16 protein-coding genes and 1 tRNA gene are annotated in these 16,063 nt (G+C 60.8%); 12 read left to right on the top strand and 5 right to left on the bottom strand.

Translation table 11 applies throughout. The features are described 5' to 3' along the window. Positions 1–204: 204 nt before the first annotated feature. A tRNA-Ser gene (locus E8M77_RS01160) sits at positions 205–294 on the bottom strand. Between the two features lie 269 nt (positions 295–563). Here E8M77_RS01160 and E8M77_RS01165 point away from each other — a divergent pair. The 8 genes from E8M77_RS01165 to E8M77_RS01200 all read left to right on the top strand — a co-directional run bounded on the left by E8M77_RS01165 (position 564) and on the right by E8M77_RS01200 (position 9,846). Then, positions 564–1,997, top strand: a complete 1,434-nt coding sequence (locus E8M77_RS01165; RefSeq protein ID WP_137128784.1) for a lipopolysaccharide biosynthesis protein — start codon at positions 564–566, stop codon at positions 1,995–1,997. 287 nt (positions 1,998–2,284) lie between these two features. After that, positions 2,285–3,454, top strand: a complete 1,170-nt coding sequence (locus E8M77_RS01170; protein ID WP_137128912.1) for a septal ring lytic transglycosylase RlpA family protein — start codon at positions 2,285–2,287, stop codon at positions 3,452–3,454. A 67-nt stretch (positions 3,455–3,521) separates the two neighbouring features. Then, on the top strand, positions 3,522–4,694 hold the full coding sequence (locus E8M77_RS01175; RefSeq protein WP_170975703.1) for a D-alanyl-D-alanine carboxypeptidase family protein: 1,173 nt from the start codon (positions 3,522–3,524) through the stop codon (positions 4,692–4,694). A gap of 100 nt (positions 4,695–4,794) precedes the next feature. Further along, a complete protein-coding gene (gene tmk / locus E8M77_RS01180) occupies positions 4,795–5,511 on the top strand; it encodes a dTMP kinase (protein ID WP_137128785.1) in 717 nt (238 codons plus the stop codon). Further along, complete coding sequence (locus E8M77_RS01185) at positions 5,508–6,536, top strand: DNA polymerase III subunit delta' (RefSeq protein WP_137128786.1); 1,029 nt, start codon at positions 5,508–5,510, stop codon at positions 6,534–6,536. Before tmk ends, E8M77_RS01185 begins: the two co-directional genes overlap by 4 nt. A 122-nt stretch (positions 6,537–6,658) precedes the next feature. After that, positions 6,659–8,218, top strand: a complete 1,560-nt coding sequence (gene metG / locus E8M77_RS01190; protein ID WP_137128787.1) for a methionine--tRNA ligase — start codon at positions 6,659–6,661, stop codon at positions 8,216–8,218. Between the two features lie 22 nt (positions 8,219–8,240). Further along, positions 8,241–9,023, top strand: a complete 783-nt coding sequence (locus tag E8M77_RS01195; protein ID WP_137128788.1) for a TatD family hydrolase — start codon at positions 8,241–8,243, stop codon at positions 9,021–9,023. 4 nt (positions 9,024–9,027) lie between these two features. Further along, positions 9,028–9,846, top strand: a complete 819-nt coding sequence (locus tag E8M77_RS01200; RefSeq protein WP_137128789.1) for an MBL fold metallo-hydrolase — start codon at positions 9,028–9,030, stop codon at positions 9,844–9,846. Between the two features lie 218 nt (positions 9,847–10,064). Here E8M77_RS01200 and E8M77_RS01205 read toward each other — a convergent pair whose 3' ends face one another. Both E8M77_RS01205 and E8M77_RS23790 read right to left on the bottom strand, forming a co-directional pair. After that, positions 10,065–10,463, bottom strand: coding sequence for a nuclear transport factor 2 family protein (locus E8M77_RS01205; RefSeq protein WP_137128790.1), 399 nt, complete (start codon positions 10,461–10,463; stop codon positions 10,065–10,067). Continuing rightward, positions 10,460–10,624, bottom strand: coding sequence for a hypothetical protein (locus tag E8M77_RS23790; RefSeq protein ID WP_170975704.1), 165 nt, complete (start codon positions 10,622–10,624; stop codon positions 10,460–10,462). Before E8M77_RS23790 ends, E8M77_RS01205 begins: the two co-directional genes overlap by 4 nt. A 339-nt stretch (positions 10,625–10,963) precedes the next feature. Between E8M77_RS23790 and E8M77_RS23795 the strand changes: the two genes are divergently transcribed. Then, positions 10,964–11,122, top strand: coding sequence for a hypothetical protein (locus E8M77_RS23795; RefSeq protein ID WP_170975705.1), 159 nt, complete (start codon positions 10,964–10,966; stop codon positions 11,120–11,122). 18 nt (positions 11,123–11,140) lie between these two features. Here E8M77_RS23795 and E8M77_RS01210 read toward each other — a convergent pair whose 3' ends face one another. Both E8M77_RS01210 and E8M77_RS01215 read right to left on the bottom strand, forming a co-directional pair. After that, positions 11,141–12,532, bottom strand: a complete 1,392-nt coding sequence (locus tag E8M77_RS01210) for a sensor histidine kinase (RefSeq protein WP_137128791.1) — start codon at positions 12,530–12,532, stop codon at positions 11,141–11,143. After that, entirely contained in the window at positions 12,529–13,206 is a 678-nt protein-coding gene (locus E8M77_RS01215; protein WP_137128792.1) for a response regulator transcription factor, read from the bottom strand. Before E8M77_RS01215 ends, E8M77_RS01210 begins: the two co-directional genes overlap by 4 nt. A gap of 137 nt (positions 13,207–13,343) precedes the next feature. Between E8M77_RS01215 and E8M77_RS01220 the strand changes: the two genes are divergently transcribed. From E8M77_RS01220 to E8M77_RS01230, 3 genes are all read left to right on the top strand, one after another. Further along, a complete protein-coding gene (locus tag E8M77_RS01220) occupies positions 13,344–14,414 on the top strand; it encodes an ABC transporter substrate-binding protein (protein WP_137128793.1) in 1,071 nt (356 codons plus the stop codon). Positions 14,415–14,630: 216 nt separating this feature from the next. Next, positions 14,631–15,575, top strand: coding sequence for a tripartite tricarboxylate transporter substrate binding protein (locus tag E8M77_RS01225; protein ID WP_137128794.1), 945 nt, complete (start codon positions 14,631–14,633; stop codon positions 15,573–15,575). Then, positions 15,572–16,063: a tripartite tricarboxylate transporter TctB family protein gene (locus E8M77_RS01230; protein ID WP_137128795.1), complete on the top strand. Its 492-nt coding sequence runs from the start codon at positions 15,572–15,574 to the stop codon at positions 16,061–16,063. Before E8M77_RS01225 ends, E8M77_RS01230 begins: the two co-directional genes overlap by 4 nt.

The raw sequence follows: 16,063 nt of genomic DNA on the forward strand, positions 1-16,063 counted from the left end.
GGCAGAACCTGCTATGCGGTGCAACGGCTGGCACCGGAAATCGGAAGCATGTGACGAGATGCAACGATCCATTGTTTCCAGCGCGTCTATCGTTTGGTTCTCTCACAAGGCTGAGTGCCCGGAACACGCATCTGTTGCCAATACAAGTGTGATCTGCGAGTTCTGCTCGCCGCCTTCAAGAGATCGAAGCTCGACATGAGGCACTGGCGGAAGAGGTGGGATTCGAACCCACGGTACGCTTTCACGCACGCCGGTTTTCAAGACCGGTTCCTTAAACCACTCGGACACTCTTCCATCCGACCAGTGCCGTAGGGCAACTGGTATGGTTGCGGGCTTTATATCCTGACGCCATGTTTCGTCAACTGCTGAACTCTGCTCCGTGTTGAGTACTGGCTGCAAAGGCTTGCGCAGCAATTCATCTTGCAGTGCAGCAATGTCGCCCTAGATCGGCCATGTCGGCCTGTTTGCTTTGAGGTTGGCGCTCTGGAGCCGCTCTGCCACGGGCGAGCTTCTGCTGCGGTGCGCGCTTTGAAGAAATTTCTGCCTGATCTGGAGGTTCATCGATGACGGATAAGGCCAAGACGATGGTGAGCGTTGCCTGGAGCATTTCCTCCAAGATCGCCATTTTCACGCTGAAATTCATCTCGGTACCAATCCTTGCCCGTTATCTCGAGCCAGCAGAGCTCGGCATGGTGGCGAGCGGCATGATCGTCATCACCTTCCTGTTGATGTTTGCCGGCGCCGGCCTGACCGCCGGCCTGATCCGCGAAGCGCGTGAAGACAGGCTCAGCGACGATACGGTATTCTGGACCAATCTTGGCGTCTCGTTTCTTGCGGGCTTGCTGGTCTATCTGTTTGCCGATCCGCTGGCAGCTGCTCTGGGCGCGCCGGAGGCCAGCTGGTTGCTTGAGGTGTTTACGCCGCTCTTCGTGCTTTATCTCGGGCCGGATGTGGCAAGCTCGCAGCTTGCCCGGCGCATGGCGTTTGACCGAGAGGCCTTCGTCACAGTGGTGGCCGAAGCCATCGGCGCGCTGGTGGCCATCGCCGTGGTTCTCGGCGGCTATGGCATCTGGGCGCTGATTGTCCAGCTTTATGTCAGCGCCGTCCTGCGCTTCATCGGCCTGTTCCTTGCTGCCGGCTACCGTCCGCGTCTCCAGTTTTCGCGGGCCGAACTGTCGCGCCACATGCATTATGGCCTGCGGCTGGTGGGCGCCGATTTCGTTGGCTTTCTCTCCTTTCAGTCACCCATCGTCATCATCACCCGCATGCTTGGCCTGCCGGAAGCGGGGACGTTCAACCTGACCAATCGTCTGTCCGACCTGCCGAACCAGATTGTGCTGACGGGCCTGATGAGCGTGCTTTTCCCCTCCTTCAGCCGGATGAACCACGACAGCGCCCGCCAGGCGGATGTACTGTCGCGCACCACGCGCATCACGACGCTGCTGCTGGCGCCCATGCTGTTTGGCCTATGGGCTGTGGCGGAACCGGCCATGCTGGTGGTGTTTGGTGAAAAATGGTTGTTTGCAGCGCCAGTGCTCGGCCTTCTGGCCGTCTCGAAAGGCATCATGTCGCCCTGTGGCAGCTTCATTCCCTATCTGAAGGCGACCGGCCATGCCTCGGTTCTCTGGTGGTTCGGTCTCGGGCGCGCCATCATGGTGGTTGCGGCCATGACGCTCGGCGCCTGGATCGATGGCCTCATCGGTCTGTGCCTTGCGCTCTGCATCGCCAATCTCGGTGTGCTGCTGGCCTATCTGCTAGTGGTCATGCGGGTCGCCGGGTTGGCGATCGGGCAGGGGCTATACGATACGGTGGTTCCGCTGGCAGCGGCCGGATTGATGGCTGTACTCGTGCGTCTGGCGCTCGACCAAGGCTATCTCGCCTCTGCCCATCCGGTGCTACAGCTTCTGGCGGGTGCTGCGCTCGGCGCCAGCGTCTACGGCGTGTTTCTGGTCGTCACTCAGCGCCGCTTGATCCTGGATCTGGTGCGTAAACGGTGAGACAGACCCACCCGATGATTCGCGTCAAATTATCAATTCATTAACCATGTCAAACAGTAAAGCAGCTTATCCCCGATTTTAGATCGCATTTTAGCCATGTTGGAGGCAAAACTGGCCTGCGAGAGGGCGGCGTCCAATTAACCATACCGGTTAGGGATGCGCTTACCGTAATCCGGCAGGGTTGCGGCGGATCAGTCAGCGGCGTGGGATGTAAGAGTTTGACTTCAGAGACAGGTAAGCTTCTTCTGGGTGCGAAGTTGCTGGGCGTTGCGCTCGTTTGTGCGGGCATGGCCTCCTGCACGTCCACCTCCAACACGGTGGCGGCCAAAAAGGACAAGCCGAAGAGCAAGGAATATTTTGCCGAGAGCGAATATGGCGTAAAGGCAAGTCCGCGCGTCGTGGCCGATGGCAAGCCCGTGCCGCAGGGCGGCGGGCGCTTCATGGTCGGCTCTCCCTACGAGGTGAAGGGCAAGACCTATGTGCCGAAGGAAGATCCCAACTACAACAAATCCGGCTTGGCATCCTGGTATGGCTCCGCCTTTCATGGCCGCATGACCGCCAATGGCGAAGTCTACGATCTCGGCACCATATCGGCTGCCCATCCGACCTTTCCGCTGCCAAGCTATGCGCGCGTTACCAACATGGACACCGGTTCCTCCGTTATCGTGCGCGTCAATGATCGCGGGCCGTTCCATCCTGGCCGCATTATCGACGTGTCGAGCAAGGCGGCAGAACTCCTCGATTTCAAGCGCACAGGCACTGCCAAGGTGAATGTGCAATATGTCGGCCGCGCCCGCATGGACGGCCATGACATGCCCTTCCTGATGGCATCCTATGTGCGCAAGGGCGAGCGCATGCCGGGCATCCAGCCGGAAGGCCAGATTGCAAGCGGCGTGATGGTGGCCTCCAACCAGTCGCTTGGCGACCAGTTGCAAAGCTATGGTTCAGGGTTGCCAACAGCCAAGGCCGTAACTGGCCAGACCAACCGCGCCCAGAAACCAGCGGCAGCCACTACGGGCTTCACCACCGCTGCTGCCGGATATGGCGCTGGCGTTCCGAATGCAGCGCCGCCGGCTGCACCGCGTCCTGCCAATCGTGCAGCAACCGTTGCCGCCGCACCGCTTGCACCGGCAAAGCCTTCACCGGCACCTTACCAGGTGGCGTCAGCGCCGCTGCCGAAGGCTGCGGCCGTTTCCGTGCAAGCGGCAAAGCCCGTGCGCCCGGCGCCGGTTGCCGTGCCCGTCGAAGCGCGCATGGCAGCGCCCACCCAGGCGCGTCCGCGTTCGGAACCTGTCCAGGCACGGGCAGCCAGTCCCGCCACGCAGACCGCCTATGCCGCACAGCCGGCCCCGAGTGCTGCCGCGCCACGCGTCGTATTCGGCAATGTGGTGCTGCGCGAAGATGGCGTCATCCAGCAGGTTTCCGACGCGGCACCCCAGAAAACTGCCAAGCGCTGAGCGCGCGTGGTTGCAGTGCAGCACCTAGCTTGTTAGGCAAGGTCTCCTGTGGAAGAGGAGTGTCTTGATGCGCCAAAGCCTCCGCTCATTTCTGTTCGCCGCCGCCGTGCTGCTTGTGCCGATGGCAGTCAGCAGCGGGGCATTGGCTGACGAGACGCGGCTTGCCGACCTGAAGGCCAAGCAGATCTATCTCATCGAGGCAAAGACCGGCACTGTGCTTTTGGCGCAGAACGAGAACCAGGCCTTTCCGCCGGCCTCGCTGGCCAAGCTGATGACCATGGATCTGGTCTTCGAGGCTCTGCGCAAAGGCGAAGTCTCGGCGGCCACGAATTTCCGCGTATCGGAAAACGCCTGGCGCACCGGCGGTGCTCCCTCCGGCACCACGACCATGTTTGCCGCCCTGAAATCGGACGTGCCGCTTGGCGACCTGATCCGCGGCGTCATCATCCACAATGCCAATGATGCCTGTATCGTGATTGCCGAAGGCATGGCCGGGACCGAGGCCGAATTTGCCGCCCGCATGACGGCGCGCGCGCGCGATCTGGGGCTGCAGCGCAGCACATTTGGCAATGCGACAGGCCTGCCCGAGCAGGAAAGTCGCACCACGGTGCGCGACCTTGTGGAACTGGCCCGCCATATCCACAAAACCTATCCAGACCAATATGCACTCTATGCGCAGCCGGATTTCACCTGGAACAAGATCTTTCAGCGCAACAAGAACCCGCTTCTGGCACTCAATATCGGCGTCGATGGCCTCGGAGCCGGTTTTGCCGAAGGCTATGGCTTTGCGGCGGTGGCCTCTGTCGAGCGCCAGGGAACGCGGCTGTTTCTCGCCATGGGTGGGCTTTCCAGCGACAAGGAGCGGCTGGAGGAATCACGGCGTGTGCTGGAATGGGGACTTTCGGCCTTTACCACCCGCGTGCTGTTTGCGCCAAACGAGGTCGTCGGCCAGGCCTCCGTCTATGGTGGCGCGAGCGCCAGTGTCGATCTCGTGACGCCGGAGCCCATCGATGTCTATGTCCCCTCGCGCAATGCCGAGCGGCTGTCCGGCCGCATTGTCTATCAGTGGCCGCTGAAGGCGCCGCTTGCCAAAGGCCAGCCGGTGGGCGTGCTGCGGATTTTCGAGGGCGACCAGCAGATCAAGGAGGTGCCTCTGCAGGCGGCAGTCGATGTGGATGGCGGCACACTCGTTTCCAGGGCGACCGATGCGCTGATCGAACTGTTTCTCTTCTGGCTCTGATCCAGCGGCCTGCCCCCCGGTTTGCCATTGCGCTGCGATGCGATAGAAGAACGACGAACGCACGCGGAAGAACGGCAATATATTGGTGACGAATTCGGGGATGACGAAATCTGTGGAACCGACATCCGAGGCAGCACGGCCTGGCCTGTTTGTGAGTTTCGAAGGCGGGGAGGGTGCTGGCAAATCCACGCAGATCCGGCGCCTGGCAGACATCTTGCGCAAACGCGGCCATCAGGTACTGATCACCCGCGAACCCGGCGGCTCGGCTGGGGCGGAAGCCGTTCGGCATGTGCTTTTGTCCGGCGCCGCGGAAGCCTATGGCGTGCGCATGGAAGCGCTTTTGTTTGCCGCCGCCCGCAACGACCATGTGGAAGAGGTCATTCGCCCGGCGCTTTTACGCGGCATGATCGTGCTCTGTGATCGCTTCATCGATTCCTCGCGTGTCTATCAGGGCATTACCGGCAATCTGGAATCAGCCTTCATAGAAGCGCTGGAACGGATCGCCATTGATGGTTTGAAACCGGACCTGACGCTGATCCTTGATCTGCCCGCCGAAAAGGGATTGGCACGGGCACAGCGCCGCAGCGCTGAAAGCGGCAGCACGGCTGCGCCGGATCGCTTCGAGAAGGAGACCGTGGACGTGCATGAAATGCGCCGCCAGGCCTTTCTCGATATCGCCGCCGGCGACGAAGTGCGCTGCCGTGTCATCGATGCCGACCGCATAGAAGCCATCGTTGCCGCCGATATCCTGTCCCAGGTGGAGCCGATGCTGCCGCTTGTAGCAGAACCTGCAGATGCATTGGAAAAGGCGCGATGAGCGATCCGACTTTCGGCATTCTGGAAGGCGCCGTGCCGCCGCAGACAAACCCGCATCTTTTTGGCCACCAGCACGCCGAAGACTTTCTCGCGGGCTTTTATCGCTCCGGTCGCAGCCACCATGCCATCCTCGTCGAGGGGCCGGAAGGCATAGGCAAGGCAACGCTTGCCTTCCGGTTTGCCAATCACGTGCTTTCGCATCCAGACCCCGCGACAGCACCGGCCCATCTGGAAGCCCCGGACGCAAACTCATCGGTCAGCCGGCAGATCGCGTCCGGCGCCTCTCATAACCTTCTGCACCTGACGCGACCGGTCGATGAAAAATCCGGCAAGGTGAAGACGGCAATTACCGTGGACGAAGTACGCCGCGCCGGACATTTCTTTTCGCAGACATCCGGCACGGGCAATTGGCGCATCGTCATCATCGATCCGGCCGATGATCTGAACCGCAACGCCGCCAATGCTATTTTGAAGATCCTTGAGGAGCCGCCGAAGCGCTCGTTGTTTCTGGTGCTCAGCCACGCACCAGGGAAACTCTTGCCAACCATTCGCTCGCGCTGCCTGCCGCTGAAGCTTTCGCCGCTGAACGATGAGGATCTGTCTTCTGCGCTGTCGGCGCTTCGGCTGCCGCTTGATGGCGGGCGCAGCGGGCAAGAGGTGCTTTCAGCCGCCAATGGCAGCGTGGCGCAGGCCTTGAAGCTTAAGAATTATGGTGGGCTCGAAATCATCACGGCCTTTGCCGATATTCTGTCCTCCAGCGGACCGGCAGCGCGCAAGGCAATGCACAGGCTGGCTGATGTTCTGTCTGCCAAGGACAATGACGTTGTCTTCGGGTTTTTCCTCGAACACCTGTCGGACAGTCTTTTGGCGCGGGCGCGGGACGCAGCATTTTCCGGCGATCTGGCCGGCGCCGACCGCGTCTCGCGGCTGGCGTCGCAGATCACCGAGCGCATCGGTGTTTCGCAGGCCTATAATCTCGACCGCAAGCAAACCATCCTCTCGCTGCTGGAAGATGTGGCACGCTGAGGCAGAAGGGCAGGCGGTGCGGGATTGGAGCATGCCTTGCGGGAAACTTGCTGTTTCGCATCCGCGAAATGTGGGTTAAGACGCGGCCAGAGAAATTTCACGAACGGTAAACGCTGGCCGCAATGTCGACAAAGACCCCTTACTACATCACGACCGCCATTTCCTATCCGAACGGCAAGCCGCATATCGGCCATGCCTATGAGCTGATCGCCACCGATGCCATGGCACGCTTCCAGCGCCTGGATGGCCGCGATGTGTTCTTCCTGACGGGCACGGACGAGCATGGCCAGAAGATGCAGCAGACGGCGCGCGCCGAAGGTATAACCCCCGAAGATCTTGCCGAGCGCAATTCCAATGAATTCCGTGAGATGGGCAGGCTTTTGAATGCATCGAATGATGATTTCATTCGCACCACCGAAGAGCGCCACCACAGAACCGTGCAGGAAGTCTGGCGGCGGATGGAAAAGAACGGCGACATCTATAAGGGTGGTTACGCCGGCTGGTATTCCGTGCGCGATGAGGCCTATTACCAGGAAGAGGAAACCGAGCTGCGCGCCGATGGCCTGCGCTACGGTCCCCAGGGCACGCCCGTCGAATGGGTGGAAGAGGAGAGCTATTTCTTCAAGCTTTCGGCCTATGAAGACCGCCTGTTGAAGCTCTATGAAGACCAGCCGGATTTCATCGGCCCGAATGAGCGGCGCAACGAGGTGATCTCCTTCGTCAAGTCCGGCCTCAAGGATCTGTCGATCTCGCGCACGACATTCGACTGGGGTGTGAAAGTGCCCGGCGACGACAAGCATGTCATGTATGTCTGGGTCGACGCGCTGACCAATTACATCACCGCGACCGGCTATGTCGAAGACGAGAACGGCGCGCGCGCCAAATACTGGCCGGCGGATGCGCATATCATCGGCAAGGATATCATCCGCTTCCACGCCGTCTATTGGCCGGCTTTCCTGATGTCGGCAGGCCTGCCGCTGCCCAAGCGCGTCTATGCCCATGGCTTCCTGCTCAACAAGGGCGAGAAGATGTCAAAATCGCTCGGAAACGTGGTCGATCCGGTTAATCTGGTAAACCACTTCGGGCTCGACCAGGTGCGTTACTTTTTCATGCGCGAAGTGTCCTTCGGCCAGGACGGCAGCTATTCCGAGGAAGGCATCGCCACCCGCATCAATGCCGACCTCGCCAATGGCATCGGCAATCTCGCCTCGCGCTCGCTGTCGATGATCAACAAGAACTGCGAGGGCAGGGTACCCGCGCCCGGCCCGCTGACGGAGGCTGACGAAGCAATTCTGAAAGTGGCTGACGAGGCCATAGCCATCTGCCGCGAGGAAATGGGCCGCCAGCAGGTTCACAAGGCGGTGGCGGCTGTCATCAACATCGTCAACGAGGCAGACCGTTATTTCGCAGCCCAGGAACCCTGGGTGCTGCGCAAGACGGATGTGCCGCGCATGGAAACGGTGCTTTACGTGACGGCCGATGTCGTGCGCCAGATCGCCATCCTCTTCCAGCCTATCATGCCGGCATCTTCGTCGAAGATTCTCGATCTGGTGGCCGTTGCAGCAGAAGATCGCGTGTTTGCCAAACTCGGCGAGGCGGGTCGCCTGGTGCCCGGCACGGAACTGCCGGCGCCTTCGCCGGTTTACCCACGTTATGTGGCGCCGGACGCCGACAAGGCCTGATGCAGAAAGGCCCGAGGACGACATGCTGATCGATACCCATTGCCATCTGGATTTTGCCGATTTCGACGCTGAGCGCGACGAGCTTGTGGCGCGCGCCCATGCGGCGGGCGTTGCCCAGATGGTCACCATTTCGACACGGGTGAAGAACCTGCCAACGCTTCTGGCGCTGACGGAGCGCTACCCATCGGTATTCTGCTCGGTCGGTACGCATCCCAACAATGCCGGCGAGGAACTGGATATCAGCGCCGACGAGTTGGTGCGTCTGGCCGAGGCGCATGACAAGGTGGTGGCGATCGGCGAGGCGGGTCTCGACTATTTCTACGATACGCAGACGCCTGCCAACCAGCAGACAGGCTTTCGACGCCATATCGAGGCCGCGCGCCGCACGCAATTGCCGCTCGTCATTCATAGCCGCAGCGCCGACGACGACATGGTGGCGATCCTGACCGAAGAGACGGGGAAGGGCGCCTTCCCCTTCATCCTGCACTGCTTTTCCGCCGGCCAGGCGCTTGCCGATGCGGGCGTGGCACTCGGCGGCTATATCTCTTTCTCGGGCATCGTGACCTTTCCGAAATCCGAGGACTTGCGCGAGATTGCCAGAACCGTGCCGATGGATCGGCTGCTGGTGGAAACCGATGCGCCCTATCTGGCGCCCAAGCGCTGGCGCGGCAAGCGCAACGAGCCGTCCTATGTGGTCAACACGGCAGAGGTTCTGGCGCAGGTGAAGGGCGTTTCCACGGACGAGATGGCGCAGATCACAACCGACAATGCCTTCCGCTGTTTTTCCAAGATGACGAGGATCTAACCCCGTGAAAGGTAGAAGACAGCGCTTCACAATCCTTGGCTGTTCTTCGTCGCCAGGTGTCCCCCGGCTCGACGGCGATTGGGGTGCGTGTGATCCACAAAATCCGCGCAATCGCCGCCGCCGCTCCTCCTTTCTCATCGAGCAGATGGCGGCGGACGGGGCGACCACCACTGTCGTCGTAGATACCGGACCGGATTTTCGCGAGCAGATGATTTCCGCCTCTGTGAAGCGTATCGACGCCGTTCTCTACACACATGCGCATGCCGATCATTTGCATGGCATTGATGATGTGCGTGGCTATTTTCATTCGCAGCACCAGCGCATTCCGATTTGGGCCGATCCGTTCACCATGGAACGAATCCGACAGGGTTTCGGCTACTGCCTGGAAACGCCACCGGGCGGCAACTATCCACCGATCGTTAAGCCGCATCTGATCGAGGATATCGACCAGCCGATCCGGATCGACGGACCTGGCGGCACGATCGAAATCCATGTCCATCGCCAGCAGCATGGCGAGATTGAGTCACTGGGTTTTCGCATCGGCAATGTGGCTTATTGCAGTGATGTGAGCGATTTTCCGCAAGAGAGCATAGCGCGGCTGCAGGGCCTTGACGTGCTGGTTATCGACGCGCTGCAATACAGTTACCACCCCAACCATCTGTCGCTTGAACAGGCGCTGGGCTGGGTCGAAAGGCTGGGCGCCGGACGCGCCATCCTCACGCATATGCATATTCCGCTCGACTACCAGACGGTACTCGACGAAACTCCGGCACATGTGGAACCGGCCTATGACGGCATGGTGTTTACGGTTGAACTGCGCTGACATTGATGCTCGCAAGCGTCCAGCGCACTTGTAAAGCTCATACGACCATCGAAAGACCGGGTCTGCCAGCACAAGCACATGCCAGAGATCCAAGCCCTCTGCCGAGCTTATATGTCCTTTAGTTCCATAATCCTTGTTATCCCGTTTTGGATTGTAGCGGGGTACATTCTATTTAGTAATGCGACAGTTGGGCCAGTTAGAGATGCAACAGTCTCGCCTCACGCCTTCTCATCTTCGGCCATTCGCGGCTGGCCGAGCTTGAACCAGGCTTTGCAAATCAGCCCATTCTCCACTTCGTAAAGACAGACGACATCCACCTCGCCGCGGCCTTGCGGATAGTTGCGCGTGACGGTCTCATGATCGATGACGAGATTGCCAAGCACGATGCGGCTGAGAAGCCTGCCATGCAGATCGGGCTCGCGGAAACGCTCGATATGGCGCGCCCGGATGTCGTCGGCGCCAGCTGCCAGGATCTCATTCGGAAATGCGTAATACAGACAATCCTCGTGCCAGCAGCGCATAAAGGCATCGATATCGCGGGCGTTATAGGCTTCGAGCTGGCGCGCCACGGGACCTACCACCAAAGCCTCGGCATCGCCGGCGTTCGGCGGCGTCATGGCATGCCGGCAATTGGTTGCTGGGTCAGGTAGAAATAGGCCCAGGCCGCCACGAAGGCTGCGATCACCACGACCAGAGTCAGCGCCTTCTTTTGCCACGGCGGTGTCTGGCGCGGCGGCTGTACCGGTTTCGGCTTTTGAAACTTGATGACGTTGTTCATGCCCCATCCATGCAATGATTGTTCTCGTCCCTTGCTAGCGGATTTCCGCGCCGACTGCCAGATCTGCCCAGGCGACACACGCGCCAACCGCCCGCCATCTCACAGTCCTGACACATCCTGTTCCGATCCTGGACGATGGAGATCTTGACGGCAGCGGATCTGCGTCTATCTGGGACAGGCGACGGAACCCTGCCCATTCAGGATCGTTCGATGTGCTCATCTTTTTGCCTGCCTGTCCCGCTATCCTGCCAGAGCGGGCGACCAGCCAGGCGCAAGGAAGCGAGCGTAGAAGAGGATCCGAAGCCGGTATGAGACATGGCGATGACAGGGGGCTGTGACATGAATGACATGGAAAACCAGATGGAACTTCAAGAATCCGCAATCGCGCTGTTTCTCGAGGAAAACAATCCCGACCAGTTGACCGATATCCTGGTCGCTGCCCTGGATGACGCATTCCGCCTCATGCAGGAAGATGTCGCACGCGATACAGTTCACTGATCTTGTCTGGCGGTGGCCTCAGCCATTGGCTGAGGCTGGAAATGCCACCGACACTTTGAGGCCTTGCCCGCTGCGGCCGGTCTCGAGTGTCAGGGCCGCACCATGCAGAGCGGCAATTTCGGCAATGATGGGAAGGCCCAGGCCGCTGCCGCTTTCATCGGTACGGCTGCCGCGATCGAAGCGGCGCAGAACCGATTGGCGCTTGTCCGGCGCAATGCCCGGCCCGTCATCCTCGACTTCCAGAACAGTCCTGTTGTCGCGCATCTTGAGGCGGACGGTGACTTCTGCCCCGCGCCCAGCATAGAGAAGCGCGTTGGAAATCAGGTTCTTCATCATTTCGGCCAAAAGCAGCGGCTCGCCCAGGACCAGGGCTGGCCCCTCGCCCTCATAGCCAAGATCGACATCGGCGTCCGCTGCCGGCGGAACGTGATCAGCCGTCAGATTTTGCGCGAGGTCCGCCAGATCGACCTGCGTCATCTGCGCCTGCGCGGCGCGGCTTGCCGCATCGATGCGCGACATCATCAGCAATTGCGCCAAAACCCGCTCGGCATGCGCGATTGCGGCGTCGGCCCGCTCGATAGCCGCATGCGCCTCGGCCGGATCGCCGGCGCGCGCGGCAAGCGCCAGCTGTGTACGCACCACGGCAAGTGGCGTGCGCAACTGATGGCTAGCATTGCCGGTGAAATGCCGCAGCGCCTCCAGCGCCGATTGCAGCCGCACCATGAAAGAGTTGACCGTCTCGACAAGGCCTTCCACCTCGTTCGGTACCTTTTCGCGGATCGGCTCGAGATCGTCGGGGCTGCGCCTCTCGATTGCACTGCCGAGCCGGTTCAGCGGTCGCAGGGATAACGAAACCGCAATCCAGACGATGACAGTCGCTCCCGCCATCATCAGCGTCAGGCGCGCTGCGGAATGGATGAGGATGGACTGCGCCAGTTGCCGCCGGGCAATGGTGGTTTCAGCCACCGTCACGGTAAACGGCACAGAGGAAATGCCCGTCGAGGCCGAGCGTGCAAGCGTTGCGACCCGGATCGGTTCGCCGCGAAAATCGGCATCGTCAAAGGCGGTCGATTGCCCCTCCCGGCGCGGCAGGGCCGGCAAAGACTTGTAGCCGGTGATGAAGGTGCCGGGCGGCCCATCGACGCGGTAGAAGACCCGATCCTGCGCCGCTGAGGTCAGCATTTCGAGCGCCACATAGGGAATATCGACCTCAAGCGATCCGTCCTCGGCCACCACCACCCGCTCGGCAATTGCCAGCGCCGAACCGGCCAGTACACGGTCGGACACATCATTGGCCGTCTGCTGCGCCTCGCGCCAGGTATCGGCCAGCGCCAAGGCGCCGAAAACGGCGGTTGCCGCAAGCAGCCAGGCAAGCAGGCGCCCGCGCAGCGAACCGGTGACGGTCCTCATGCCTCTTGCGCCGCCGCATCGAGATAATAGCCGATGCCGCGTGCTGTCTTGACCGTCAGCCCGTGCGATTGCAGGCGCCGGCGCAAGCGGCTGACATATTGCTCGATGGCATTGGCCGACAGATCATCGTCAAATCCGGTCAGTGAGCCAATGATGGCATCCTTGGAAACGACTTTGCCCGCTCGCATGAACAGGAGTTCCAGTAGCGCCAGTTCGCGCGACGGAATATCCACAGGCCGGCCAGCGGCGGAAAAGGTGCGCGATGTGAGATCGAAGGTCAGGCCGCCGAAATCGACGCGTGACGAGCGCAGACCCGCCTGACGGCGCAGAAGAACACGGATGCGCGCCTCAAGCTCGGAAATGTCGAAGGGTTTTGTCAGATAGTCATCGGCGCCGAGATCAAGACCCCTCACCCGTTCCTCGGGCGTGCCGCGTGCCGTCAGGATTATCACGGCGGCCTGGTTCTGGCGGGCGCGAATGGAGCGCAAAACGTCAAGCCCATCCATTTCCGGCAGGTTGAGATCGAGGATGATCAGATCGAAGTTCTGTGCTGCCGCGACCGCCTCGGCCGACATGCCATCGGATACCACATCCACGGCATAGCCGCTGCCGCGCAAAATGGTGGACAGGCCCTCGGCGAGCGTGTCGTTGTCCTCGACCAGCAAGATACGCAATGGAAAGTCTTCTCCCCTCTTCTCCTAGCAGGATAGAGGCGAAAGGGCTTGCTGTCACCCGCATTTGACCGATAGTCCCGGCTTCTCCCGCCTGGCCCCTGCTTGTCACCTTGAATGCCCTCGGGCATCATGGGTCGATGAAAAATCTATCGCTCGCCATCGGCGCTCTGCTTGCACTGACCTTGCCGGCCTTTGGCGACGTGACCCCCTACCCGGCACTGTCCGGCCGTCCGAATGCCCCGGAACTGGTCGTCTATTCCTCGCTGGACGAACCGCTGGCGCGCCCGATGATCCGTGCCTTCCAGAAGGCAAATCCGGATATTGCCGTGCGCTACGAGGACATGCTGACCGGGGAGATCCACGACAGAATCGTCGAGGAAACCGATGACGGACGGAAGACTGCGGATTTTGCCTTCTCTTCGGCCATGGACCTTCAGGTGAAACTTGCCAATGACGGCTATGCACAGCCAAGCGGCCTGCCGATGAGTGCCCGCTGGCCGGCCTGGGCCAATTGGCGCGATACGGCCTATGCGCTGACCTTCGAGCCAGCCGTTTTTGTCTACCATAAGCCGAGTTTCCAGAAAACGCCGCCACCCTCGACGCGAGCCGAATTCATCGAATATCTGCGCCAAGAGGGCGATGCCGTTTTCGGTCGAATCGGCACCTATGACATCGAGCGCTCCGGCGTCGGCTTTTTGTTTCTGTCACGCGACCAGGAACAGTTTGACGATATCTGGTCGGTGGTCAAAGCCATGGGTTCGGCGGGCGTCAAACTCTATTCCACCAGCGAAGCCATTCTGGAACGGGTGGCGGATGGCCGATTCGTGCTCGGCTATAATATCCTCGGCTCCTATGCGGCCGACTGGGCCTCCCATCACCCCGATGTCGGGATCATGCTGCCGAAGGATTATACCGTGGTGATGTCGCGGATTGGGCTTGTGCCGCAGGCGGCCCGTTCTCCGGATCTCGGGCGACGCTTTCTGGAATTCTTCATGTCGAAGGAAGGGCAGACCATCCTGACGCAGGAACTGGAAATCCCGGCGGTCAGTCCGGATGTCGCCGAAGGCAACACCGCAACGACCATGCGCGAAATGCTGGGCGGGCAGTTGAAGCCGGTGCCTGTCAGCCCCGGCCTGATGGTCTATCTCGACCAGGTAAAGCGCGCCCGGCTGATTGCCCGCTGGAATGATGAATTGCGCCTTCAGTGACGGGCCATCGCGGCGTCCCAAAAACCAATTGATGAACGTCAGGTAAATGTCAGCATAATGTGGTGCTTTGGTGGCGTTCGGGAACGTGGAGGCGCTTCCGGCACGCATGGGGGGAGATTGACGCAGCCAGAGTGCCGCGCATGACATCGTTTCAATCCCCTCTCCTGCTCTGAAGAACAAGACACAGCGTCGATGGACGCCACTGGAGGATAGACCTTGAAACATTTCATTTTTGCATCGCTGATCGCTTGCGCCATGGCTCTTCCCGCCCATGCGACCGATTACACCATCATGGCACCGGCAGCGCCTGGCGGCGGCTGGGACCAGACCGCCCGCTCACTGCAGACTGCCCTGCAGCAGGAAGGCGTTTCCAAGAGCGTTCAGGTTATCAACGTACCCGGCGCCGGCGGCACGATTGGCCTTGCCCAGTTCGCCAGCCAGCAGAAGGGCAAGGCCAATGCCCTGATCGTCGGCGGCTATGTCATGGTCGGCGCCATTCTCACCAACAAGTCGCCGGTTTCCCTTAAGGACGTGACGCCCATCGCGCGTCTGACCGGCGAAAACGAAGCGCTGGTCGTGCCGGCCTCCTCGCCGCTGAAATCGGTTGCTGATCTGGTGGCTGAACTGAAGAAGAATCCAGGCGCCGTTTCCTGGGGCGGCGGTTCGGCCGGTGGCGTTGACCACATCACGGCTGGCCTGATTGCCAAGGCAGCCGGCGTCGATCCGACAAAGATCAACTACATCGCGTTTTCGGGCGGTGGCGAAGCACTTGCCGCCATTCTTGGCTCGCAGGTCACCGTCGGCATTTCCGGCTTTGGCGAATTCGAAGCACAGATCAAGGCCGGAACCCTGCGGCTTCTCGCCACTTCGGGCGATGCCCGCATTCCCGGCACGGATGCCCCGACGCTGAAGGAAGCCGGTCTTGATGTCTCCGTGCAGAACTGGCGCATGATTGCGGCCGCTCCCGGCCTGACCGACGCCCAGAAGGCAGCGGTGACCGCGGATATCCAGAAGCTTGCAACTTCCAAGACCTGGCAGGAAACGCTGAAGACCAAGGGCTGGCAGGATACATACCTGTCGGGTCCCGCCTTCGAGGCACAGCTCGCCAAGGATATTTCCGCAACCGAAGCCATCCTCAAGGACATCGGACTGGTCAAATGAACCAAGGACCTGTGAAACAGGCAGAGGAGCGCCGCCCCGATTGGGCGGCGCTTGTCATCGCCGCCGTTCTCGTCGCCCTCGCCGTCATCATCTATATGGATGCTTCGCGCCTGCGCGAAATGATGGGCTATTCGCCCGTCGGCCCCTCGACCGTGCCGACATTCATCGCCATCGTGCTGGTCGGACTGGCCATCTGGACCGTATTTGCCGCCTTCCGCCGCGATTTTCCCGAACGCGAGCACCAGGAAATTGCGCCTGTTGCCTGGATCATCGGCGGTCTTGCCGCGCAGATGCTGTTGCTGGAAACTGCCGGATTTTCCATTGCCACGGGCGTGCTGTTTGCCGCCACCGCTGCCGGCTTCGGCAAGCGCAAGATCTGGATCTCGCTGCCCATCGGCATCGTGCTCTGTCTCGCTGTCTGGCTGGTTTTTGCCGGACTGCTGCAACTCTCCTTGCCCGCCGGACCGATCGAGCGCCTTTTCCAGTGA

The sequence above is a fragment of the Rhizobium sp. FY34 genome (assembly GCF_005222845.1).
Lineage (GTDB): Bacteria > Pseudomonadota > Alphaproteobacteria > Rhizobiales > Rhizobiaceae > Neorhizobium.

Bases quoted from the DNA above. Each gene is read 5' to 3' on its own strand.
- E8M77_RS01210 (WP_137128791.1), bottom strand. From the start codon at position 12,532: ATGAGGACCGTCACCGGTTCGCTGCGCGGGCGCCTGCTTGCCTGGCTG.
- E8M77_RS01195 (WP_137128788.1), top strand. From the start codon at position 8,241: ATGCTGATCGATACCCATTGCCATCTGGATTTTGCCGATTTCGACGCT.
- E8M77_RS23795 (WP_170975705.1), top strand. From the start codon at position 10,964: ATGAATGACATGGAAAACCAGATGGAACTTCAAGAATCCGCAATCGCG.
- E8M77_RS01165 (WP_137128784.1), top strand. From the start codon at position 564: ATGACGGATAAGGCCAAGACGATGGTGAGCGTTGCCTGGAGCATTTCC.
- E8M77_RS01185 (WP_137128786.1), top strand. From the start codon at position 5,508: ATGAGCGATCCGACTTTCGGCATTCTGGAAGGCGCCGTGCCGCCGCAG.
- E8M77_RS23790 (WP_170975704.1), bottom strand. From the start codon at position 10,624: ATGAACAACGTCATCAAGTTTCAAAAGCCGAAACCGGTACAGCCGCCG.
- tmk (WP_137128785.1), top strand. From the start codon at position 4,795: ATGACGAAATCTGTGGAACCGACATCCGAGGCAGCACGGCCTGGCCTG.
- E8M77_RS01205 (WP_137128790.1), bottom strand. From the start codon at position 10,463: ATGACGCCGCCGAACGCCGGCGATGCCGAGGCTTTGGTGGTAGGTCCC.
- E8M77_RS01230 (WP_137128795.1), top strand. From the start codon at position 15,572: ATGAACCAAGGACCTGTGAAACAGGCAGAGGAGCGCCGCCCCGATTGG.
- E8M77_RS01175 (WP_170975703.1), top strand. From the start codon at position 3,522: ATGCGCCAAAGCCTCCGCTCATTTCTGTTCGCCGCCGCCGTGCTGCTT.
- E8M77_RS01220 (WP_137128793.1), top strand. From the start codon at position 13,344: ATGAAAAATCTATCGCTCGCCATCGGCGCTCTGCTTGCACTGACCTTG.
- E8M77_RS01170 (WP_137128912.1), top strand. From the start codon at position 2,285: ATGGCCTCCTGCACGTCCACCTCCAACACGGTGGCGGCCAAAAAGGAC.
- metG (WP_137128787.1), top strand. From the start codon at position 6,659: ATGTCGACAAAGACCCCTTACTACATCACGACCGCCATTTCCTATCCG.